The following is a 22,546-nucleotide window of genomic DNA, read 5'->3' as shown; positions in this document are numbered from 1 at the left end:
CACGTCAGGCCTCCGTGACCTCGATGCGGACGTCGAGGCCGAGGTCGAGAGCCCGCGCCGAGTGGGTCAGGGCGCCGACCGAGATGACGTCGACACCCGTCTCGGCGATCGCGCGCACCGTGTCCAGATTCACGCCACCCGATGCCTCGACGGTCGCGCGCCCTGCGACGACCTCGACGCCCCGGCGCAGGTCGTCGAGCGAGAAGTTGTCGAGCATGATCGTGCCGATGCCTGCCGCGAGCACGGCCTCGATCTGGTCGAGCCGGTCGACCTCGACCTCGACGTGCGTCGTGTGGGGCAGTCGCGAGATGGCGGCCTTCAGTGCCTCCGTGACGTTCGCGTGCTTCTGCGCGAGGACGGCCAGATGATTGTCCTTCGCCATGACGGCGTCGGACAGCGAGTAGCGGTGGTTGTGACCGCCGCCGTTGACGACCGCCTGCCGCTCGAACGCCCGCAGCCCGGGGGTCGTCTTGCGGGTGTCCGCGATCCGCGCGGTCGTGTGGGCGACCTCGGCCACGTATCTGCCCGTGAGGGTGGCGATGCCCGACATGCGCTGCACGAAGTTGAGGCCGATCCGCTCCGCCGTGAGCACCGACCGCGCAGGGCCGGACACGACCGCGAGGACCGCGCCCGGCTCGAACCATTCGCCGTCCTCGGCGACGAGGTGCACCTCGACGGTCGGATCGGTGAGGCGGAACGCCGCCTCGAACACCGCGCCGCCGCTGAAGACCCCGGCTTCACGGGCGACGAGGTCGGCGCGGGCGACGGCGTTCTCCGGGATGAGGTACTCGCTCGTCAGGTCGCCCCACGGGGCGTCCTCCTCGAGCGCGGCAGCGACGACGCGGTCGATCGTGGCGCGGGTGAGCATCAGGCGACCTCTCGAACCGTGTCGTAACTCCTCGAGGTCGGCGCGACGGAGGCCTCGATGCGGCGTGTCGCCGGCTCCGACGTCGAAATGTGAGGAGTTGCTGCCGCCGGATCATCGCGCCGGAAGTGGGCGCCGACCGATTCGCGACGCCCGAGGGCCGCTGCCACGAGACGCTCGGCGACGAGGAGCAGGTTCTCGTCCTCGAACTCCGCCTCGGTCCGGGGCGTGCGTGCGGCTGAGCGCCACGCCGAGATGAGCGATGCCGCGCGCCGCAGGCCCGCCTCGTCGCGCACGAGTCCCGCGTCCTCCCACATCACGTGCTGCAGAGCCGCGCGCGAGAAGGGCTCGACCGCGCTGTCCACGTCCGCGCTCGGCGTGCGTTCGGGGGATGAGGGGTCGGCGGTGTGACGCGGGGCCGCGGTGACAAGGGGCCAGTCACCGGACGCGAGGTCGCCGGTGATGGCGTCGCCCGCCCGAGCGCCGAAGACGGCGCCCTCCAGCAGCGAGTTCGACGCGAGCCGGTTGGCGCCGTGCACACCGGTGCGCGCGACCTCGCCGACGGCGTAGAGGCCGGGGAGCGACGTGCGGCCGAACAGGTCGGTCGCGACGCCGCCCATCAGGTAGTGCGCCGCCGGAGTGACGGGGATCGGCTCGCGCGCCCAGTCGAGGCCGCGCTCGCGGACGGCCGCATCGATCGTCGGGAACCGCTTCGCGAGGAAGGCGGCGCGCTCCTCGTAGGTCGCGCGCAGGTGCGTCGCATCGAGGAAGACCGGGCGGCCGTCCTGCAGCTCCATCTGGTGCGCGATCGCCCGCGCCACGACGTCGCGGGGAGCGAGCTCGCCGTCCGGGTGCGCGTCGAACGCGAAGCGCCGACCGTCCTCGTCGATGAGGGTCGCGCCCTCTCCGCGCACCGCCTCCGACACGAGAAACGCGTCGCCCACGCCGATGATCGTCGGGTGGAACTGGAAGAACTCCAGGTCGCTGACCGCGACGCCGGCGCGCAGCGCGGCGGCGATGCCGTCGCCCGTCGCGACGGGAGGGTTGGTCGTGTAGGCGTAGAGCTCGCCCGCGCCGCCCGTGGCGAGCACGACGGCGTCGCCGGTCAGCGTCTCGCGTTGCCCGATGCGTCCCGGCGCATCGCCGACGAGCAGCTCGACCCCGGCCGCACGTCCGTCGCGCACGACGAGATCGACGAGGAAGGCATGCTCGACGACGGCGACCTCACTCGCGCGGAGTCGGGCGACAAGCGCCTTCTCGATCGCCGTGCCGGTGGCATCCCCACCCGAGTGCAGGATGCGGGGATAGGAGTGGGCCGCTTCGAGACCCTTGAGGAAGTGGCCGGAGGCGTCGCGGTCGAAGGCGACGCCGAGCGCCACGAGCTCGCGGATACGCGCCGGGCCCTCCTCCGCCAGCACGCGCACGGCGGCGGGATCGCCGAGCCCCGCACCCGCCGTCAGGGTGTCGCGGATGTGGTCCTCGACCCGGTCGTCGTCGAACATGACGCCGGCGATGCCGCCCTGCGCGTACCGCGTGTTGGCGTGCTCGAGCACGTCCTTCGTCACGAGCGTGACGCGGCATCCGTGCTCCACCGCGTGGAGCGCCGTGATGAGACCGGCGATGCCGCTCCCGACGACGATGACCTGCGGCCCGCTCATGAGGCGTTCTCCCAATCCGCGGCCGGCGCTGCCGGAGGCTTGGCCGCGAGCATCCGCTCGAGAGCGAGGCGCGCGGGATCGGCGACGTCGGCCGGCACGGTGATGCGGTTCAGCACTTCGCCCTTCACGAGGCCCTCGAGCACCCACGCGAGGTATCCGGGGTGGATGCGGTACATCGTCGAGCACGGGCAGACGACGGGGTCCAGGCAGAAGATCGAGTGCTGCGGGTTGTCGGCGGCGAGGCGCTGCACGAGGTTGACCTCCGTGCCGATCGCGAACGTGGTCGGCTCGGTGGCTCCCTCGATGGCGCGGCGGATGTAGTCGGTCGAGCCCGACTCATCCGCGGCATCCACGACCGCCATCGGGCACTCGGGGTGCACGATGACCCGCACACCGGGGTGCTCGGCGCGCGCCTTGTCGATCTGGTCGACCGAGAAGCGGCGGTGGACCGAGCAGAAGCCGTGCCACAGGATGACCCGGGCGTCGGCCAGCTCGGAGGCCGACGAGCCGCCGAGCGGCTTGTGGGGGTTCCACATCGGCATCTGCTCGAGCGGCACGCCCATCGCCTTCGCCGTGTTGCGACCGAGGTGCTGGTCGGGGAAGAAGAGCACGCGGCGTCCGCGCTGGAAGGCCCATTCGAGCACCGTCCGCGCATTCGACGACGTGCAGACGATCCCGCCGTGGCGGCCGACGAACCCCTTGATGGCCGCCGACGAGTTCATGTACGTGACCGGGATGACGGGGACGAGGCCATCGGCATCCACCGCCGCCATGTCGCCGTAGATCTCCTCGAGCTGCTCCCAGCACTCCTCGACCTCGTCGATGTCGGCCATGTCGGCCATGGAGCAGCCCGCCGCGAGGTTGGGCAGGATCACGGCCTGCTCGGGGCGGGACAGCAGGTCGGCGGTCTCGGCCATGAAGTGCACGCCGCAGAAGACGATCGCCTCGGCCTCGGGGTGCTCGAGCGCCGCGTTGGCGAGCTGGAACGAGTCGCCCACGTAGTCCGCGTGCTGCACGACCTCCTCGCGCTGGTAGAAGTGCCCGAGGATCACGACGCGCTCGCCCAGCGTCGCCTTGGCGGCGCGGATGCGTGCGTCGAGGTCGTCGGCCGAGGCATCCCGATACTCCTGCGGAAGCTCGCCCTGGCGGGGCGACCCCGTGGGGATGACGTCGCCCATCGAGGCGCCCGGGCCGTAGCCCGGGCGGATGTCGAAGTCCCACGGCCCGGCCGCGAGGTCGGTGTTGCAGGTCGCCCCGTCCGAGGCTCCCGAGACGATCGCCTGGATCTCGTGGTCGACCGAGGGGTCGATGGGGCGGGGCTGAAGCGTGATGTTGACAGCGGGCATGTCGGACTCGATTCAGTGGCGGACGGAGAGCGGGCCGCGTTCGGCGAGCTCGACGTCCCGGTTGTAGCGGTAGAGGCGGGCCGGTCGGTGGCTTCCCGTGCGGAAGCGGTCGGTCGGGATGAGGGTTCCCGAGTTCTCCACCTGGCGGCGGAAGTTCGCGGGGTCGAGGCGGCGGCCGAGGATCGACTCGTACACATCTCGAAGGTCGGCGAGCGTGAACTCGTCGGCGAGCAGACCGTGCGCGATGCGGCTGTAGCCGACCTTGTTGCGCAGGCGCCACAGCGCGTAGTCGACGATCTCGTTGTGATCGAAGGCGAGACGGGGGAGGGATGCCGCGTCGAACCACGCGACATTGTCGGGTGCATCCTTGGTGCGGTCGATCAGCTCGGTCGAGGCGGCGTCGGCGCGCAGCAGCGCCCAGTAGACGATCGAGACGACGCGCGAGGGCGACCGGTCGGTGGCCCCGAAGGCATAGAGCTGCTCGAGATAGCTGGGCGCGAGTCCTGTGGTCTCGGAGAGGGTCCGGGATGCCGCGGCATCGAGACTCTCGGCGACGTCGAGCCATCCGCCCGGGAGCGCCCAGAGCCCCTCGTAGGGATCGCGCGTGCGACGGACGAGCGGCAGGACCAGCGACGGAGCGTCGGTCGCCGGCTCGCGGCGCAGGCTGAAGATCACGGTCGACACGGCGACGCGCGTGACGTCGTCCGCGGAGTCGTCCGTGGTCTCGGCTGGGGTCATGGTTGTTTTTGTCATGCTGACTCTAACTAACGCTGTTCATCTTAGAGTCATTCCGACACGAACACCAAACCGCGTCGCTCAAGGACCGATCCAGGATCGCCGCGTAACCTGACACTTCGGCGTCCGGGAAGGGGTCGGGGTGGTCGTCGTCGACGTCGTGCTGATCGCCGTGCTGATCCTCGCCGTGCTCGCGGGCGCCCAGCGCGGTCTCCTCGCGAGCGCCGGGACGCTCATCGGGCTCATCGGGGGCGGAATCGCCGCCTACTGGCTCGCGCCCATCGTCAACGACGCGTGGCCGTGGCAGGAGTGGCGGCCGCTCGTCGTCCTTCTCCTCGTCCTCCTCCTCCTGGGGCTCGGCGGAGCGATCGGCGGTGCCGTCGGCGCCGCGCTGCGGAGGGGCGTCGATCGCAGCCGGCCCCTCCGGGCCGTCGACCGGGTGCTGGGGTCGATCGCGAGCCTCATCGTGGCGGCGCTCGCCGTCTCGCTCGTCGGCTCGACGATCACGGCGACGGGCGGGCCGCTCCTCGCCCCCGCGGTGGCGTCGTCGCAGGTGCTCCGCGCGATCGACCGGCTCACGCCGCCGCCCGTCGCGGAGGCGCTCGCGCAGCTGCGCTCGATCGTCCTCGACGACGCGCTCCCGCGGTTCGGCGATCTGCTCGGGGGAGTGTCGGCCCCGACGCAGGCCCCCGTCGACCTCTCCGATCCCGATCTCACGCGGGCCGCGGCATCCGTCGTCCGCGTATCCGGAACGGCCTACGCGTGCGGGATCAGCTCGACCGGATCCGGCTTCGTCGTCGCGCGCGATCGGGTCGTGACAAACGCCCACGTCGTCGCGGGCGTCGACGCTCCCGTCGTCGAGGTGCCGGGCGCCGAGGCGCGTGAGGGCCGGATCGTCTACTTCGACCCCGTCAACGACCTCGCCGTCATCGCGGTCGACGGACTGGATGCCGCGCCTCTCCGGCTGGGCCGCACTCTCGCGGCGGGTGCGACCGCCGTCGTGCAGGGCTACCCGTACGGCGGGCCGTTCACGCAGACGAACGCGAGCGTGCTCTCGACGGGCACGGTGGAGATGCCCGACATCTACTCCGACAGCACCGATCCGAGGGAGATCTACTCCCTCGAGGCCGCCGTCCGGCCGGGCAACTCCGGTGGACCGCTCCTCACCGACGACGGCGTCGTCGCCGGCATCGTGTTCGCGCGCGGCGAGACCGACGACACCCGCGGCTACGCCATGACGATGGCCGAGCTCGACCCCGTCGCGACCGAGGCGCCGTCTCTCGAGCGCGCCGTCTCGACCGGCGCCTGCACAGGCTGAACGGCGCGCCACGCAGCCGCCGCCGGGATCAGTCGCCCGGCGGGCCCGACACGATCACCACGGCGTCCGTCTGCGCGTAGCCGCTCGCCCACAGCGGGCGCTTCTCGGCACGCACGACCACGAAGAAGGTCGCGCCGAGATCGCTCGGGGCGACCTGCCAGTAGTTCTCGCTCCAGGCGAAGATCCGGCGATTGTTGCGCCACCACTCGTAGCGGAAGTCCGCGTCGGCCGGAACCCACGCGCCCACGTCCACCCTGAGGGTCGAAAACGGCGTGGGGCTGCCGACGATCGTCGCCGCGCCCGGCTGCATCGGACGCGGCGGAACGATGGCCGAGGTCTGAGCGGCGGGGCCCGGCCCCGCGGCGCTGACCGCTGTCACGGAGATCTTGTAGAGGAGGTCGGGGATCAGGGAGTCGAAGACGATGCTCCGGGCGTCGGCGGGGAGTTCGCGCTGGAGCGGCCCGTCGGGACCCGTTCCCGCGCCGCTCCGCGCCACGATCCATCCCGTGATGGGGGAGGTTCCCGGAGGCCCCGGCTTCCACGTCACGGTGATCGACCGGGTGTCGCGATCCGTCACGGTCGAGGTGATGATCGGCGCCGACGGCGTCGTGTTCGGTCCCACGACCGGCGCCGTGGGCAGGCTCGTCCGGGTCGTCACGGCGTAGCCGCTCTTGACGCCGATGACCGTGACCGAGATGCGCTTGCCGATCTGCGCGGGCTCGAGCGTGAGCGTCGTGGAAGGGACGCGCACGAGCGGCTTCCCGTCGGCGAGCCAGACGTACGAGATGCGCGTCTTCTCCGGCCACGGTCCGGGCACGACCGTCAGCGTGTAGCCGACTCCCGGGTAGCCCGTGATCGTGGGCGTCGGGACGAAGGGGATCGGCGGCGCGTCGGTCGCAGGCCGCGCGCCGGTGGATACGGAGGCCTGCTGCGCGGCGAAGGCCGGAGCCGGCATGATGCCGGCGCCCAGAGCGAGTGTCAGTGCGACGCCGACGGCCACGCCGATGCGGCGTGCCGGGCGACGGTGGAGCGTGGGTGTCCTGTCGGTTCTCATGATCCCTCGACGTCTCGGCGACGCATCCCCGTCCCAGGATCGGGCCTCCCGTTCCCGTTGCACAAGGAAACGGTCAGAACCGGGCTCGCCGGATATGCTGTACCCGCAACTGAAGAAGGCCGCATGACGTGTGCGGGAGAGTCCCGGTTTCTGACCGGGCACCGAAGGAGCAAGCCTCCCCGCCAATCTCTCAGGTCCGCGTACCGCCCACGTCCGGCCGCTCTGGAAAGAGGTGCTTCGGCACCCGCCGACGGTGAAAGCCCTGCATCCCCGGATGCCGGGTGAAACTCTCAGGTCCATGACAGAGGGGGAGTTCCTCGGATGCCGCTCGTCGGCATCCGCCCGTCCGCAGACCGGGAGAACTCATGTCCGACCCCCGCTACACCCCGCTCCGAGCCCATCACGAGGCCCTCGGCGCCTCCTTCACCGACTTCGGCGGGTGGGCGATGCCCGTGCGCTACACGTCCGACCTCGCCGAGCACCACGCGGTGCGCCGGTCCGCGGGCCTCTTCGACATCTCGCACATGGCCGAGTTCGTCGTCGAGGGGCCGCAGGCGGGGGAGTTCCTCGACTACGCGCTCGCCGGTCGACTCTCCGTGCTCGCCGACGATCAGGCGAAGTACAGCCTCGTGCTCGACGCCTCGGGCGGCATCGTCGACGACGTCATCGTCTACTGCCAGCATCCGGACCGCTTCATCGTGGTCGCGAATGCGGGGAACAGGGATGCCGTCGCCGAGGCGCTCTCCGCCCGTCGGGGCGCGTTCGACGTGAGCGTCGAGGACTGGACGGAGCGCATCGCGCTCGTCGCGGTGCAGGGTCCGGCGTCGCAGGAGATCCTCGAGGCCACGCCCGAGCTCACCGGCTACTCGACCTCGCTCGACGACCTGAAGTACTACCGGATGACCCACGCGTCGTTCACCCGCGAGCCCGGTGCCGAGCCTTCTCCCGTCCACATCGGGCGCACCGGCTACACGGGCGAGGACGGCTTCGAGATCTTCGTCCGCTGGGACGACGCCTCGTCGCTGTGGGGAGCGCTGCTCCGCGCCGGCGCCGACCATGACCTCGTCCCGGCCGGCCTCGCCGCCCGCGACACCCTGCGCCTCGAGGCGGGCATGCCGCTGTACGGTCACGAGCTCTCGCTCGACGTCGTCCCCGCCCAGGCGGGCCTCGGCCGCGTCGTCGTCGACGCGAAGGACCAGTTCGTCGGCAAGGAGGGCCTCTCCGCCGTCGACCTCGACGCCGCGCCCGTGCTCGTCGGACTCACCGCTGAGGGCAGGCGCGCCGGCCGCGCCGGCTACGGCGTGTTCGACGGTGACACGCGGGTCGGCGAGATCACGAGCGGTGCGCTCAGCCCGACCCTCGGGCATCCCATCGCCATGGCCTTCGTCTCACCAACGGTGAGCGCCCCCGGAACCGAACTCACCATCGACGTGCGAGGCACGCGCATCCCCGCGACCGTGACCGCCCTTCCCTTCTACAGGAGGACCAAATGACCGATCTCGACAGCCTCAAGTACACCGAGGAGCACGAGTGGATCGCGCTCGACGGCGACGTGGCGACGGTCGGCATCACCGACTTCGCCGCCGACAAGCTCGGCGACGTCGTGTTCGTCGACCTCCCCGGCGTCGACTCGGGCGTCACGGCCGGTCAGGTGTGCGGCGAGATCGAGTCGACCAAGTCCGTCGGAGAGCTCTACGCGCCGCTCACCGGTGACGTCGTCGCGATCAACGACGCCGTCGTCGACGACCCCTCACTCGTCAACTCCGACCCGTTCGGCGACGGCTGGCTCGTGAAGCTCCGGGTCGACGCCTCCGCCCTCGACGGGCTGCTCGACCGCGCGGCGTATGTCGCGCTGACCGAAGGCGCGTGATGACGGGGACCTTCCAGGAACGTCACATCGGCACGGATGCCGCGGCGCAGCGGGTCATGCTCGACGCGCTCGGATACGACAGCGTCGACGAGCTCGTGAAGCGCGCGGTGCCGGCATCCATCCATGTGACCGCGCGTGAGACGACCGACATCCCGCCCGCCGCCACCGAGGCGGAGGCGCTCGCGGAGCTGCGCGCGCTCGCTTCGCAGAACCGCCAGGCGCGGCCGATGATCGGCCTCGGCTACTACGACACGTTCACGCCGTCGGTCATCGCGCGCAACGTGCTCGAGAACCCGTCCTGGTACACCGCGTACACGCCGTATCAGCCCGAGATCTCGCAGGGGCGCCTCGAGGCGCTCATCAACTTCCAGACGATGGTGACCGACCTGACCGGTCTCGACACCGCCAACGCCTCGATGCTCGACGAGTCCACGGCGGTCGTGGAGGGGATGCTCGTCGCGCGGCGCGCCTCGAAGTCCACGTCGAACGTCTTCGCCGTCGACGCCGACGCGATGCCGCAGACCAAGGCGCTGCTGCACGCGCGGGCCGGCGCGGTCGGCATCGAGCTCGTCGAGGTGGACTTCGCGCGCGGCGGGCTTCTGCCGGACGCGCTCTTCGGTGCCATGGTGCAGTACCCCGGTGCCTCCGGGCGGGTGTGGGACCCGAGCGGTGTCGTCGACGCGACACATCTCGCGGGAGGCCTCGTCGTCGCGGCGGCCGACCTGCTCGCGCTCACGCTCCTGCGGTCGCCGGGGTCGCTCGGTGCCGACATCGCCGTGGGAACGACGCAGCGCTTCGGCGTGCCGCTCGGCTTCGGCGGCCCGCACGCGGGCTACATGGCGGTGCGGACGGGGCTCGAGCGTCAGCTTCCCGGGCGCCTCGTCGGAGTGTCGGTGGATGCCGCGGGCAAGCCCGCCTACCGGCTGTCGCTGCAGACGCGGGAGCAGCACATCCGCCGGGAGAAGGCGACCTCGAACATCTGCACCGCGCAGGTGCTCCTCGCCGTCATGGCCGCGATGTACGCCGTGTATCACGGACCCTCGGGGCTGCGCGCGATCGCGACCTCCGTCGCCCAGAAGGCGGAGGCGCTCGCCGAGCGGCTGCGCGAGTACGACCTGCACCTCGTCTCGGACTCCTTCTTCGACACGATCCGCGTCGTGACGCCGGGTCCGTCGCACCGCGTCATCGAGCGCGCGCGGTCGAAGGGGTACCAGCTGCACTGGGTCGACGACGCGACCGTCGGCATCTCGGTGGACGAGACGACGACCGCCGACGACCTCGCCGCCGTTGCGTGGGCGTTCGGGCTGCCCGAGGCCGGCGAGCACGACGTGCGCGACATCCCGTTCGGCTCCGCGGCCGCGCTCGCGGGGGTGCCCGTCGAGCTCAACCGGGTCGAGGAGTTCCTGACGCACCCCGTCTTCAACTCCCACCGGTCCGAAACGGCCATGATGCGGTACCTCAAGCAGCTCGCCGACCGCGACTACGCCCTCGACCGCGGCATGATCCCGCTCGGCTCGTGCACCATGAAGCTCAACGCGGCGACCGAGATGGCCGCCGTGTCGTGGCCGGAGTTCTCGCGCGTGCACCCGTTCGCACCCGAGGCCGACGTCCGCGGCTATCTCGCGATGATCGAGCAGCTCGAGGTGTGGCTCGCCGAGGTCACCGGGTACGACGCCGTCTCGCTGCAACCGAACGCCGGCTCGCAGGGCGAGCTCGCGGGGCTCCTGGCGATCCGGGGCTACCACCACGCCAACGGCGAGGCCGACCGGACGGTGTGCCTCATCCCGTCGTCGGCGCACGGCACGAACGCCGCCTCCGCGGTGCTCGCGGGCATGAAGGTCGTCGTCGTCGCATGCGATGAGGCGGGCAACGTCGACCTGGACGACCTGCGCGCGAAGATCGCGACGCACGCCTCGTCGCTCGCGGCGCTCATGATCACGTACCCCTCGACGCACGGGGTGTACGAGCACGACGTGCTCGAGATCACGCAGGCCGTGCACGACGCGGGCGGACAGGTGTACGTCGACGGCGCGAACCTCAATGCGCTGCTCGGCTTCGCCCGCTTCGGCGACCTGGGGGGCGACGTGTCGCACCTCAACCTGCACAAGACGTTCGCGATCCCGCACGGCGGCGGCGGACCGGGCGTCGGCCCCGTCGCGGCGAAGTCTCACCTCGCGCCGTTCCTGCCGGGGCACCCCTTCTCGCAGCGCAAGGACCACGCGGGCGGCATCTTCCAGGGCGGCGCCGTGTCGTCGGCCCCGCACGGCTCCGCCGGCATCCTGCCCATCTCGTGGGCCTACCTGCGGATGATGGGCGCCTCCGGCCTGCGGGACGCCACCGCGGCCGCGGTGCTCGCCGCGAACTACATCGCCATGCGGCTCAAGGACCACTACCCCGTGCTGTACGCGGGGGAGGGCGGCCTCGTCGCCCACGAGTGCATCCTCGACCTGCGTCCGCTGCGCGAGGAGACCGGGATCACGGTCGACGACGTCGCCAAGCGCCTCATCGACTACGGCTTCCACGCGCCGACGATGTCGTTCCCCGTCGCGGGCACGCTCATGGTCGAGCCGACGGAGTCGGAGGACCTCGCCGAGATCGAGCGCTTCATCGAGGCGATGATCGCGATCCGCGCCGAGGCGTCCGCCGTCGCCGCGGGCGAGTGGCCCGCCGACGACAACCCGCTCGTCAACGCGCCGCACACCGTCGAGACGGTCGTCACGGGGGAGTGGGAGCACCCGTACTCGCGCGAGACCGCGGTCTTCCCGATCCCGTCGCTCGTGCGGACGAAGTACTGGCCGCCCGTGCGCCGCATCGACCAGGCCTACGGCGACCGCAACCTCGTCTGCGCGTGCCCCCCGATCGAGGCCTTCGCCTGACCCGCCCGGCTCCCGGACTCCACCCTGACCGCCGTTGACGGTCGACGGGCACGAGTGCCACACTCGTGCCCGTCGGGGGGCGGAACGATGGGGTGGATGCCGTCGCGCTGGGTCCGCGGGATCGCGGCGCTGCTGCTCGCGGCGGTCGCCGCGGCAACACCCGCCCGGCCCGCCGCCGCACGCGTGACGAGCACGTCCGACGGGGTCGTCGACGTCGTCTACGACCTCCGCTTCGAGAGCTTCCAGTTCGACAGTGCAGGGGAGTCCGCGCCGATCGGCGACCCGGGCACTGGACGGATCGCGCTGCAGTGCGGCGCCGAACGCTGTCGCGTCGTCGATGCCTGGGGCGGCATCGTCGTGCCGGACGACACGGTCCTCGCGGCTCTGGGCGACGCCGCGTGGGAGCTGCCCGGGCGGCTGAAAGCCTCGGGTGCCCGCTCCGGCACGATCTGCGGCGAGTCGCCCGCATTCACGCCCGACTGGTCGACCGCGCTCGCATTGGACGGCGACGGCGTCACCGGGAGCGTCGTGGGCGAGCCGATCAGCGAGGAGTGCGCGGGCATCGATACCTTCCGCGCCTTCGAGCCGGGTCGCCGGTCGGTCATCACCGCGAGCACGCTCATCGAGGGCGCCTGCTGGTTCACGGACGAGGGATGCGTGACAGCGTCGGCCACGCCGACAGAGTCGCCGTCACCGACGCCCTCAGCCTCGACGTCGTCGCCGACGTTTTCGCCGAGCGCGAGCGCGGGCACCGAGACGCCCGAACCCACACCGGCGGCGGCGCTGAACTCCTCACAGCTCGGCACCGGGTCTCCGGCCGCGCCCAGTGTGCTCTCGGCACTCGCGACGCCCGCCGAGGCCGCGGTCTCGGCACAGCAGCTGATGTGGGGCGGCATCCTCACCCTCATCCTCATCGTGCTCGTCGCATTCCCGACGGCCCTCCTCAACTCGGCAGTGGAGCAGGGGAACGACCGCTTCTCGAACTGGTGGACGGGGCGTCACACGACAGGACGGACGGGCACGGGCTGGAACCGCACGTGGCCGTGGGCCGCTCTGGGCGTGCTCCTCGCGGCGATCCTCTCGTCGTTCGTCGATCCGTCGTTCGGCCTCAATCCGGGCTCGGGCCGCGTGCTGCTGTCGATCCTGGTGTCGTTCGCGATCGATGTCGTCATCGGCTGGGCGGTCACGGTCTGGCTCGTCCGCGCCGCGGTGCCTCGTGCGACGCACGCGTACGGCTTCCAGCCGGCCACTCTCCTCATCGTCGTCGTGGCCGTCGTGTTCACGAGACTCACCCACTTCGAGCCGGGCATCGTGTTCGGCCTCGTGGCGGGCGTCGCGTTCGGCGCGCTCGCCGGCCGCGCAGACGAGGGCCGGGCCGCGCTCGTGCCCATGATCTACGCCTACCTGCTCGGTCTTCTCGGGTGGCTCGGCTACGCCGCGATGGGCGGGGGCGAGGCATCCGGGCGATCGTTCTGGGACACGTTCGCGGTAGAGACGCTCTCGGCGATGGCGATCGCCGGGATGGCGGCACTGCCGATCGCGCTCTTCCCAGTCCGCGGCCTCGCCGGACAGGCGATCTTCCGCTGGAGTCGATCGCTGTGGGTCGCCTGCTACGTCGTCGGCCTGCTGTCCTTCTTCGTCGTGCTGATGCCGATGCCGTCATCGTGGGACGAGGTGGGTCTCGATCTGATCGTCTGGGTGGCCCTGTACGTCGCATACGCCGTCGTCGCCGTGGTGGCGTGGCTCGCCGTCTCCGGCCGCGCGCCGGCGGACGGCGCCGCCGAGGGCGAGTCGACCGGTGGCGTCAGGGGGTCGGGGTCGGGGTGATCGAGGGAGCGGGGGTCGGCGGGGGCGGGCCGAAGACGCCCGGCCACAGGGCAGCCGCGAGGGGATAGCCGACGAAGGCCACGACGTCGAGGAGCGTATGCGCGATGACGAGCGGCATGATGCGGCCCCACCGCTTGTAGCACCAGCCGAAGACGACGCCCATCACGAAGTTGCCGACGATCGCGCCGAAGCCCTGATACGCGTGGTACGCGCCGCGCAGCGCGGCGGTCGAGAGGATGATCGCCCACCAGTTCCAGCCCAGGCGGCGGAGCCGGTCGAACAGGTAGGCGATGAAGATGATCTCCTCGGTCAGTCCGGCCCGGAGCGCGGAGAGCACGAGCAGCGGGATCGTCCACCACGCGGCATCCAGGGGAGAGGCGACGACCGCGACCGTGATGCCCAGCGCGCGCCCGGCGGCATAGAGCGCGAGTCCCGGCACGCCGATGACGAGGAACAGCAGGATGCCGCGCCCGGCGTCGCCCCCGAAGCGGGTGAAGTCGAGTCCGATGCGACGGAGGGCGTTGGTTCCCGGCTCCCAGAGGAGGTAGACCACGAGGCCGACGATCGCGAGCGCGAAGAAGATCGAGAGCAGCTGGTAGAGCAGGTCCCAGAACACCGCGGTGTCGCGCGAGGGGTTGAGCTGCGTCTGCTGCTGCGAGATCGGCGTCGAGACGAGATACCGGCGGATCAGCGTCAGCACCGAGTAGAGCGCAGACTGCCCGACGCTGATCGCGAGAACCAGGGCGATCTCCCAGCGCAGTCTCAGTCGCGTCGGACGATCGATCGGCGAAAATGCGCCATCTGCTCCGCGAGGGAAGTCCACGTCGTCAGATTGCCACATCAGCGACCATTTGAGTAAAGGGTATGTAACGGTTGTAGACGCGCGGTGGAGCATTGGGTTAATCCGGCTTATCGTGTCTTGGATCCCTCACGACACCGAACCCGGTGTGCGTGCGGGCGCATCGATCCCTTGCACAGGAGGACAAGTGAAGCGCAACAAGTTGGCCCTTGCGGGCCTCGCGCTGGTAGGCGCGGCGACGCTCGCGCTCGCCGGCTGCTCTGGTGGCGGCTCCGGCACGTCGACGTCGACGAGTTCGTCGGACAGCAGCGCCATCATCAAGACCAACGGCTCTGAGCCCCAGAACCCGCTGATCCCGACCAACACCAACGAGACCGGTGGCGGCAAGATCATCGACGAGATCTTCTCGGGGCTGGTGTACTACGACGCAGACGGCAAGCCGGTCAACGACATGGCCGAGTCGATCACGGTCGACGACCCGCAGAACCTCACGGTGAAGATCAAGCCGGGTCAGAAGTTCACCAACGGCGAAGAGGTCACGAGCGACAGCTTCATCAACGCCTGGAACTACGGCGCCAAGCTCTCGAACAACCAGCTCTCGAGCTACTTCTTCGAGGACATCGAGGGCTTCAGCTGGGACGAGGACTCCGACCTCACCGGTCTGAAGAAGGTCGACGACCACACCTTCACGATCGCCCTGAACAAGCCCGCGTCGGACTTCGCGCTGCGTCTCGGCTACTCGGCGTTCTACCCGCTTCCCTCTGAGGCGTTCGACGACATCGAGGCCTTCGGCGAGAACCCGATCGGAAACGGCCCCTACAAGCTCGCGGACAAGGACGCGTGGCAGCACGACGTCCAGATCTCGCTCGTGAAGAACGAGGACTACCAGGGCGGACGCCAGGCCAAGAACGGCGGCCTCGACATCGTCTTCTACGCCACGCAGGACGCGGCCTACGCCGATCTCCTCGCCGGCAACGTCGACGTCATCGACGGCATCCCGTCGTCGGCTCTCGCCACCTTCCAGGACGACCTCGGCGACCGCGCTGTCAACCAACCCGCCGCCATCTTCCAGTCGTTCACGATCCCGGACCGCCTGAAGCACTTCTCGGGCGAAGAGGGCCAGCTGCGTCGTCAGGCGCTGTCGATGGCCATCGACCGCGAGCAGATCACCAAGACGATCTTCCAGGACACCCGCACCCCCGCCAGCGACTTCACCTCGCCGGTCATCGCGGGCTGGTCGGACTCGCTCGAGGGCGCTGACGTCCTCAAGTACGACGAGAAGAAGGCCAAGGAGCTGTGGGCTCAGGCTGACGCCATCTCGCCGTGGGACGGCACCTTCTCGATCGCGTACAACTCCGACGGCGGCCACCAGGCGTGGGTCGACGCGGTGATGAACTCGATCAAGAACACGCTCGGCATCGACGCTGTCGGCGCCCCGTACGTCGACTTCGCGTCGCTGCGCACGGAGGTCACCAACCGCACGATCCAGACGGCGTTCCGCACCGGCTGGCAGGCCGACTACCCCGGTCTGTACAACTTCCTCGGCCCGCTCTACGCGACGGACGCCGGCTCGAACGACGGCGACTACTCGAACCCCGACTTCGACAAGCTGCTCTCCGAGGGCATCTCGGCGACCGACTCCGACAAGGCCAACGAGGACTTCCAGAAGGCCCAGGAGATCCTGCTCAAGGACCTCCCGGCGATCCCGTTGTGGTACTCGAACGTCGACGGCGGCTACGCCGACGGTGTTCAGAACGTGAAGTTCGGCTGGAACTCGGTTCCGCTCTACTACGAGATCACCAAGGGCTGACCCCCGAGGGAGATCTCACCCGCGAGGCGGTGACGATCACGTCACCGCCTCGCGGCATGTCATCCTTGCGGCGCCCCCGCTGACAGCGGGGCGCGCTGCTGTGAGAGGATGCCCGTGTCGTCGCCCCACGAGTGCGCTGGACGAGGCATCCGATACCCGGAGGGAGAGCGATGTTCGCATACATCCTCAGACGCATTGTGCAGGTGATCCCCGTCTTCTTCGGGTCGACCCTGCTCATCTACTTCCTGGTGTTCGCCATGCCAGGCGACCCCATCCTCGCGCTGTTCGGCGACAAGGCACCGAACCCCGCGCTGCTTGCATCGCTGCAGGCGCAGTACCACCTGGACCAGCCGTTCATCGTCCAGTACTTCTACTACATCATCGGGATCTTCCAGGGGAACATGGGAGTGACCTTCTCTGGGCAGTCGGTCAACGACGTCCTCGCCCGGACGCTCCCGGTCACGGCCCGACTCGCCGTCATGGCGATCGCGATCGAGTTCACGCTGTCGATCATCATCGGCACCATCTCGGCGCTGCGCAAGGGCAAGATCTTCGACAACGTCTCCCTCGTCCTCTCGCTGATCTTCGTCGCCACGCCGATCTTCGTCCTCTGCTTCATCGCGCAGTACTTCCTCGCGATCCAGCTCGGATGGTTCAAGCCGACCGTCGGCGCCCAGAACGACTGGGGCGACCTCTGGCTCCCCGCGATCGTGCTCGGCGTCAGCCTCTACGCGACGAGCATGCGTCTCATGCGCGGGTCGGTCATCGACACGCTCAACATGGACTGGGTCCGCACGGCTTACAGCAAGGGCCTGTCGCGACGACGCGTCGTGCCCACGCACGTGCTGCGCAACTCGCTGATCCCCGTCATCACCAACTCGGCCACCAACTTCGGCGTCCTCCTCGTGGGCGCGACCGTGACCGAGGCCATCTTCAACATCCCCGGCGTGGGCAACACGCTCTTCCAGGCGACGCTTCGCCACGAAGGGCCGACGATCGTCTCGTTCGTGACCGTGTTCGTCATCATCTATGTCCTCGTCAACCTGGTCGTCGATCTCTTCTACGGCCTGCTCGACCCAAGGATCCGCTATGTCAAGTGACTCTGTATCGGTGACGCACTACGTCGCGCCCGTCAAGGACGATCTCCAGGCCGTCGATGCGGTCAAGGTCAAGGTCAAGCCCACGAGCATGTGGAGCGACGCCTGGCGCGACCTCCGCAAGCGTCCGACGTTCTGGCTGGCCCTCCTCGTCGTCTTCATCGTGCTGCTCATGGCGATCTGGCCGACGCTGTTCACCCAGACGCCGCCCAACAGCGACTGCCAGCTGTCCAACTCCAACGCCGGCCCGGCGGAGGGGCACCCGCTCGGCTTCACGTTCCAGGGCTGCGACATCTGGTCGCGCATCGTCTGGGGTTCGCGCACGTCGCTCTCGGTGGGCATCATCGCGATGGTGATCGGCTCGTCGATCGGCCTCGTCATGGGCGCCTTCGCGGGCTTCTACGGCGGATGGCTCGACTCGCTGCTCTCGCGCGTCGGCGACATCTTCTTCTCCATCCCCTACATCCTCGCGGCGGTCGTCGTCATGACGGTGTTCTCGCAGTACCGCAACGTCTTCACCCTCGCCTTCGCGATCGGCGGATTCGCCTGGGCGTCGACGGCGCGTGTCGTCCGCGCAGAAGTGCTGCGCGTCAGACAATCCGACTTCGTCACCTCGTCGAGAGCCCTCGGCCGGTCGCGCTTCGGGACGCTGCTCGCGCACGTCGTGCCGAACTCGATCGCGCCGCTTCTCGTCATCTCGACGCTGAGCCTCGCGGCCGCGATCGTCGCGGAGGCGACACTCGCGTTCCTCGGTGTCGGACTCGGCGGCAACACGATGTCGTGGGGCAATGACATCAGCCAGGCTCAGCAGTCGCTGCGCGTGGCGCCGATGGCCCTCATCTGGCCGTCGCTCGCGCTCACCATCACGGTGCTCGCGTTCATCCTGCTGGGCGAGCTGATCCGCGATGCCCTCGACCCGAGAGCGAGGGCCCGCCGATGAGCGACACCCTGCAGACCCCGCTGCTGAGCATCCGCGACCTCCGCGTCGCGTTCGACACGCAGCACGGCAGCAACGAAGTGCTCCACGGCGTCAGCTTCGACGTCATGCCCGGCGAGACCGTCGCGATCGTGGGCGAGTCGGGGTCGGGCAAGTCGACGACCGCCTCGGCTGTCGTCAACCTGCTCCCCGGCACCGGTCACGTCACAGCGGGCAGCATCAAGCTCGACGGGCGCGAGCTCACCGAGCTGACCAAGTCCCAGATGGAGCGCGTGCGCGGTCGTGAGATCGGGTACGTTCCGCAGGACCCGATGTCGAACCTCAACCCGGTGTGGAGCATCGGCTTCCAGGTGAAGGAGGCGATCCGCGCCAACGGCATCGCCTCCAACAAGAAGGACGTCGAAGCGCGCGCGGTCGAGGTGCTCAAGCAGGCCGGCCTCGCCGATGCCGAGCGCCGGATGCACCAATACCCGCACCAGTTCTCGGGCGGCATGCGCCAGCGCGCACTCATCGGCATCGGCCTCGCCGCCGACCCGAAGCTGCTCATCGCGGACGAGCCCACCTCGGCGCTCGACGTGACCGTGCAGCGCGTCATCCTCGACCACATGGCCAAGCTCACGCGGGAGAAGGGCACCTCGGTGCTCCTCATCACGCACGACCTCGGCCTTGCGGCCGAGCGCGCCGAGAAGATCGTCGTCATGCAGAACGGCGAGATCGTCGAGGCGGGCCCGAGCCGCATCATCCTCGAGAACCCGCAGCACCCGTACACGAAGCGCCTGGTCTCCGCGGCTCCGAGCATCGCCTCGAAGCGCATCCAGGCGACGGTCGAGCGCCGCGGCATCGAGACCTCCGAGGAACTCGCGGACGTTCCGCCGGTCGTGCGCGTCACCGACCTCACGAAGGTCTACCCCATCCGTCAGGGCGGCTTCCGCAGCGTCCCGTTCACGGCCGTCGACTCGGTGTCGTTCGACATCAAGAAGGGCAAGACGCTCGCCCTCGTGGGGGAGTCCGGCTCCGGCAAGTCGACCGTCGCGAAGATGCTCCTCATGCTCGAGCCGCCGACCTCGGGCATGGTCGAGATCGACGGCAAGAACATCGCGGGCGCGGGACGCAAAGAGCAGTTCGCGCTGCGCCGCCGCATGCAGCCCGTCTTCCAGGACCCGTACGGCTCGCTGGATCCCCAGCGCAACATCGGCAACACGATCGCCGAGCCGCTCGAGATCCACCGCATCGGCGACTCCAAGTCGCGCACCGAGCGGGTCAAGGAGCTCCTCGACCAGGTGTCGCTCCCCGAGGCGCTCATCACCCGGTACCCGAACGAGCTGTCGGGTGGACAGCGGCAGCGCGTCGCGATCGCGCGCGCGCTCGCGCTCAAGCCGGACATCGTCGTGCTCGACGAGGCCGTCTCGGCGCTCGACGTGCTCGTGCAGGACCAGGTGCTTCAGCTCCTCGCGAGCCTGCAGGAGGAGCTCGGCCTCACGTACCTCTTCATCACGCACGACCTCGCCGTCGTGCGCGTCGTCTCCGACATGGTGTGCGTGATGCAGCAGGGCAAGATCGTCGAGCAGGGCACCGTCGACGAGATCTTCGCGAACCCGACGGAGGCCTACACCGAGCGCCTGCTCGCGGCCATCCCGGGCGCGTCGATCCCGCTGGGCCGCGGAGCCTGATTCCGATTCGGGATGCCGGCCGGCCGCGTCGCGCCGGCATCCTGATCCCAGATCGACCATGAGCTCACCCGCACCGGCTTCACCACGCGTCTTCCGCTCGCTCTCGGCGACGGTGGGTGTCGTGGTCGCCGGCGCGCTGGCGATCCTGCTGCTGTTCGACGTTGTCGTCCGCTCGGGCTGGGTGGATCTCGTCCTCATCGCACCTTGGGTGCTGCTCGCCCTGTGGGCGACGTACGTCATCTTCTACGCGTCCTACATCGAGATCGACGACGAGGGTGCGACGGTGCAGAATCTGCTGCGTCGTCATCGACTGCCGTGGCCGCGCGTTGCGGCGATCGACCTGCGGTGGCAGCTCGAGTTCGTCCTGGACGACGCATCGCGCATCACGTGCTTCGGCGGGATCGTCGGAGGCGCGGCCCGCGCACGGCAGGCGCGCCGGCGCTCGGCGCCGGGACGGGCCGTCGACGTGCCGCCCTCTGTGGAGCTCGACGCGGTGCGGGACCGCTGGGAAACCGCGCGTGAGGGAGACGCGGGGGCGGGCATCCGCCATTCCTGGGATGCCTGGGCGCTCATCGTGCTGGCCGTCCTCGTGACGTGGTGCGTCATCGCCGTTCTCGTCACAGCCGTCTGAGGGCCTGCCGAGGGCTCTCGGCCGTCTTTCGGGCTCCTGCGATAGGCTGAGAGGGCCGGATCTGTCGATGTACTCGGGATCCGATGACCTCTTCCCCTCTTCGCAAGGATTCACCCTCATGGCGCGCGCCCTCCGCCCGGACCTCCGTAACGTCGCGATCGTCGCGCATGTCGACCACGGCAAGACGACCCTCGTCGACGCCATGCTCCGTCAGACGGGCTCGTTCGGCGAGCACGCCCACGTCGAGGAGCGTGCGATGGACTCGAACGACCTCGAGCGTGAGAAGGGCATCACGATCCTCGCCAAGAACACGGCGATCACGTACAACGGCGCGCACACCGACGTCCCGGTGACGATCAACGTCATCGACACGCCCGGTCACGCCGACTTCGGCGGCGAGGTCGAGCGCGGCCTCTCGATGGTCGACGGCGTCGTGCTGCTCGTCGACGCGAGCGAGGGCCCGCTGCCCCAGACCCGCTTCGTGCTGCGCAAGGCCCTCGAGGCCAAGCTCCCCGTCATCCTGCTGGTCAACAAGACCGACCGTCCCGACGCCCGCATCGCCGAGGTCGAGGAGGAGGCCCACGACCTGCTGCTGGGCCTGGCCTCCGACCTCCACGAGGACGTGCCCGACCTCGACGTCGACGCGCTCCTCGACGTGCCCGTGGTCTACGCGTCCGGCCGCGCCGGCGCGGCATCCCGCACCCGGCCCGCCAACGGCGAGCTGCCCGACAACGACGACCTCGAGCCGCTGTTCGAGGCGATCCTCGAGCACGTGCCCGCCCCCGCCTACGACGACGAGGCACCCCTTCAGGCCTGGGTCACGAACCTCGACTCCAGCCCGTTCCTCGGGCGCCTGGCGCTCCTGCGCGTCTTCAACGGCACGCTCAAGAAGGGCCAGACTGTCGCGTGGGTGCGCCACGACGGCTCGCACTCCAACGCGCGCATCACCGAGCTGCTGAAGACCCGCGCCCTCGAGCGCTACCCCGCCGAGAGCGCCGGCCCGGGCGACATCGTCGCGATCGCCGGCATCGAGGAGATCACGATCGGCGAGACCATCGCCGACCCGGAGGACGTGCGCCCGCTTCCCGCGATCCACGTCGACGACCCCGCGATCTCGATGACGATCGGCACGAACACCTCGCCGCTCGTCGGCAAGGTCAAGGGGCACAAGCTCACGGCGCGCATGGTCAAGGACCGCCTCGACCGCGAGCTCGTCGGCAACGTCTCGCTCAAGGTCGTCGACATCGGACGCCCCGACGCCTGGGAGGTGCAGGGCCGCGGCGAGCTCGCCCTCGCGATCCTCGTCGAGAACATGCGTCGCGAAGGCTTCGAGCTCACGGTCGGCAAGCCCCAGGTCGTCACGAAGAAGGTCGACGGCAAGACGTACGAGCCGTTCGAGCACCTGACGATCGACGCCCCCGAGGAGTACCTCGGTGCGATCACGCAGCTGCTCGCGGCGCGCAAGGGGCGCATGGAGACCATGACCAACCACGGCACCGGCTGGGTGCGCATGGAGTTCATCGTCCCCTCACGCGGTCTCATCGGCTTCCGCACCGAGTTCCTCACGACGACCCGCGGCACGGGCATCGCGAACGCGATCTCGCACGGCTACGAGCCGTGGGCGGGGCACATCGTGACGCGTCAGAACGGCTCGATCGTCGCCGACCGCTCGGGGGTCGTGACCCCGTTCGCGATCATTGCCCTGCAGGAGCGCATGTCGTTCTTCGTGCAGCCGACCGAAGAGGTCTACGAGGGCATGGTCATCGGCGAGAACTCGCGCAACGACGACATGGACGTGAACATCACCAAGGAGAAGAAGCTCACCAACATGCGCTCCTCCACGGCCGACACGTTCGAGTCGATGACGCCGCCGCGCCAGCTCTCGCTCGAGGAGAGCCTCGAGTTCGCACGCGACGACGAATGCGTCGAGGTGACGCCCGAGAAGGTGCGCATCCGCAAGGTCGTGCTCGACGCGACGGAGCGCGGTCGCGCCACGGCCCGCCTGAAGCGCCAGGACGCCAACGCCTGACCTCGGCGGTCTGCCGTCCACGGA

At 69.7% G+C, this 22,546-nt stretch carries 17 protein-coding genes and 1 riboswitch; of the genes, 11 read left to right on the top strand and 6 right to left on the bottom strand.

From position 1 onward, the window contains the following. Window positions 1-4: 4 nt before the first annotated feature. From nadC to AAIB33_RS08575, 4 genes are read right to left on the bottom strand one after another with little or no spacing between them, the layout of a single operon-like run. Complete coding sequence (nadC, locus tag AAIB33_RS08590; RefSeq protein ID WP_345803122.1) at window positions 5-868, bottom strand: carboxylating nicotinate-nucleotide diphosphorylase; 864 nt, start codon at window positions 866-868, stop codon at window positions 5-7. Continuing rightward, complete coding sequence (gene nadB / locus AAIB33_RS08585; protein ID WP_345803121.1) at window positions 868-2,523, bottom strand: L-aspartate oxidase; 1,656 nt, start codon at window positions 2,521-2,523, stop codon at window positions 868-870. The genes nadC and nadB overlap by 1 nt, the downstream gene beginning before the upstream one ends. Continuing rightward, the gene (nadA, locus tag AAIB33_RS08580) at window positions 2,520-3,869 is read right to left on the bottom strand and encodes a quinolinate synthase NadA (RefSeq protein WP_345803120.1); all 1,350 of its coding nucleotides are present in this window, start codon (window positions 3,867-3,869) and stop codon (window positions 2,520-2,522) included. The genes nadB and nadA overlap by 4 nt, the downstream gene beginning before the upstream one ends. Window positions 3,870-3,881: 12 nt before the next feature. After that, window positions 3,882-4,607: an NUDIX domain-containing protein gene (locus AAIB33_RS08575; RefSeq protein ID WP_345803406.1), complete on the bottom strand. Its 726-nt coding sequence runs from the start codon at window positions 4,605-4,607 to the stop codon at window positions 3,882-3,884. A gap of 139 nt (window positions 4,608-4,746) precedes the next feature. On the opposite strand from AAIB33_RS08575, the gene AAIB33_RS08570 reads away from it, so the two are divergent. Then, window positions 4,747-5,922 (top strand): MarP family serine protease, encoded by a 1,176-nt coding sequence (locus AAIB33_RS08570; RefSeq protein WP_345803119.1) that lies wholly within the window; start codon window positions 4,747-4,749, stop codon window positions 5,920-5,922. Window positions 5,923-5,950: 28 nt separating this feature from the next. Here the strand turns inward: AAIB33_RS08570 and AAIB33_RS08565 are convergent, their stop codons facing one another. Beyond that, complete coding sequence (locus AAIB33_RS08565) at window positions 5,951-6,976, bottom strand: fibronectin type III domain-containing protein (protein ID WP_345803118.1); 1,026 nt, start codon at window positions 6,974-6,976, stop codon at window positions 5,951-5,953. A 123-nt stretch (window positions 6,977-7,099) separates the two neighbouring features. After that, a riboswitch (glycine riboswitch) is annotated at window positions 7,100-7,192 on the top strand. 149 nt (window positions 7,193-7,341) lie between these two features. Here AAIB33_RS08565 and gcvT point away from each other — a divergent pair. From gcvT to AAIB33_RS08545, 4 genes are all read left to right on the top strand, one after another. Beyond that, on the top strand, window positions 7,342-8,469 hold the full coding sequence (gene gcvT, locus AAIB33_RS08560; protein WP_345803117.1) for a glycine cleavage system aminomethyltransferase GcvT: 1,128 nt from the start codon (window positions 7,342-7,344) through the stop codon (window positions 8,467-8,469). Continuing rightward, window positions 8,466-8,846: a glycine cleavage system protein GcvH gene (gene gcvH, locus AAIB33_RS08555; protein WP_345803116.1), complete on the top strand. Its 381-nt coding sequence runs from the start codon at window positions 8,466-8,468 to the stop codon at window positions 8,844-8,846. The genes gcvT and gcvH overlap by 4 nt, the downstream gene beginning before the upstream one ends. After that, window positions 8,846-11,722, top strand: coding sequence for an aminomethyl-transferring glycine dehydrogenase (gene gcvP / locus AAIB33_RS08550; protein WP_345803115.1), 2,877 nt, complete (start codon window positions 8,846-8,848; stop codon window positions 11,720-11,722). The genes gcvH and gcvP overlap by 1 nt, the downstream gene beginning before the upstream one ends. A gap of 96 nt (window positions 11,723-11,818) precedes the next feature. Continuing rightward, the gene (locus tag AAIB33_RS08545; protein ID WP_345803114.1) at window positions 11,819-13,549 is read left to right on the top strand and encodes a hypothetical protein; all 1,731 of its coding nucleotides are present in this window, start codon (window positions 11,819-11,821) and stop codon (window positions 13,547-13,549) included. Here AAIB33_RS08545 and AAIB33_RS08540 read toward each other — a convergent pair. Beyond that, entirely contained in the window at window positions 13,527-14,372 is an 846-nt protein-coding gene (locus tag AAIB33_RS08540; protein ID WP_345803113.1) for a CPBP family intramembrane glutamic endopeptidase, read from the bottom strand. The two genes, AAIB33_RS08545 and AAIB33_RS08540, sit on opposite strands and share 23 nt — an antisense overlap. Before the next feature lie 163 nt (window positions 14,373-14,535). On the opposite strand from AAIB33_RS08540, the gene AAIB33_RS08535 reads away from it, so the two are divergent. The 6 genes from AAIB33_RS08535 (at window position 14,536) to typA (ending at window position 22,522) form a co-directional block, all read left to right on the top strand. Beyond that, window positions 14,536-16,158 carry an ABC transporter substrate-binding protein gene (locus AAIB33_RS08535; RefSeq protein WP_345803112.1) on the top strand — a complete coding sequence of 541 codons (1,623 nt, stop codon included), beginning with the start codon at window positions 14,536-14,538 and terminating at the stop codon, window positions 16,156-16,158. A gap of 170 nt (window positions 16,159-16,328) precedes the next feature. Further along, complete coding sequence (locus AAIB33_RS08530; protein WP_345803111.1) at window positions 16,329-17,258, top strand: ABC transporter permease; 930 nt, start codon at window positions 16,329-16,331, stop codon at window positions 17,256-17,258. Further along, a complete protein-coding gene (locus tag AAIB33_RS08525; protein WP_345803110.1) occupies window positions 17,248-18,195 on the top strand; it encodes an ABC transporter permease in 948 nt (315 codons plus the stop codon). The genes AAIB33_RS08530 and AAIB33_RS08525 overlap by 11 nt, the downstream gene beginning before the upstream one ends. Next, window positions 18,192-19,862, top strand: a complete 1,671-nt coding sequence (locus tag AAIB33_RS08520; RefSeq protein ID WP_345803109.1) for an ABC transporter ATP-binding protein — start codon at window positions 18,192-18,194, stop codon at window positions 19,860-19,862. The genes AAIB33_RS08525 and AAIB33_RS08520 overlap by 4 nt, the downstream gene beginning before the upstream one ends. A 58-nt stretch (window positions 19,863-19,920) precedes the next feature. Beyond that, window positions 19,921-20,493, top strand: a complete 573-nt coding sequence (locus AAIB33_RS08515) for a PH domain-containing protein (RefSeq protein ID WP_345803108.1) — start codon at window positions 19,921-19,923, stop codon at window positions 20,491-20,493. A 118-nt stretch (window positions 20,494-20,611) separates the two neighbouring features. Next, window positions 20,612-22,522 carry a translational GTPase TypA gene (typA, locus tag AAIB33_RS08510; RefSeq protein WP_345803107.1) on the top strand — a complete coding sequence of 637 codons (1,911 nt, stop codon included), beginning with the start codon at window positions 20,612-20,614 and terminating at the stop codon, window positions 22,520-22,522. Window positions 22,523-22,546 lie beyond the last annotated feature (24 nt).

The sequence above is a fragment of the Microbacterium sp. AZCO genome (assembly GCF_039614715.1).
GTDB lineage: Bacteria > Actinomycetota > Actinomycetes > Actinomycetales > Microbacteriaceae > Microbacterium.
This window is presented reverse-complemented; position numbering and strand designations above follow the sequence as displayed.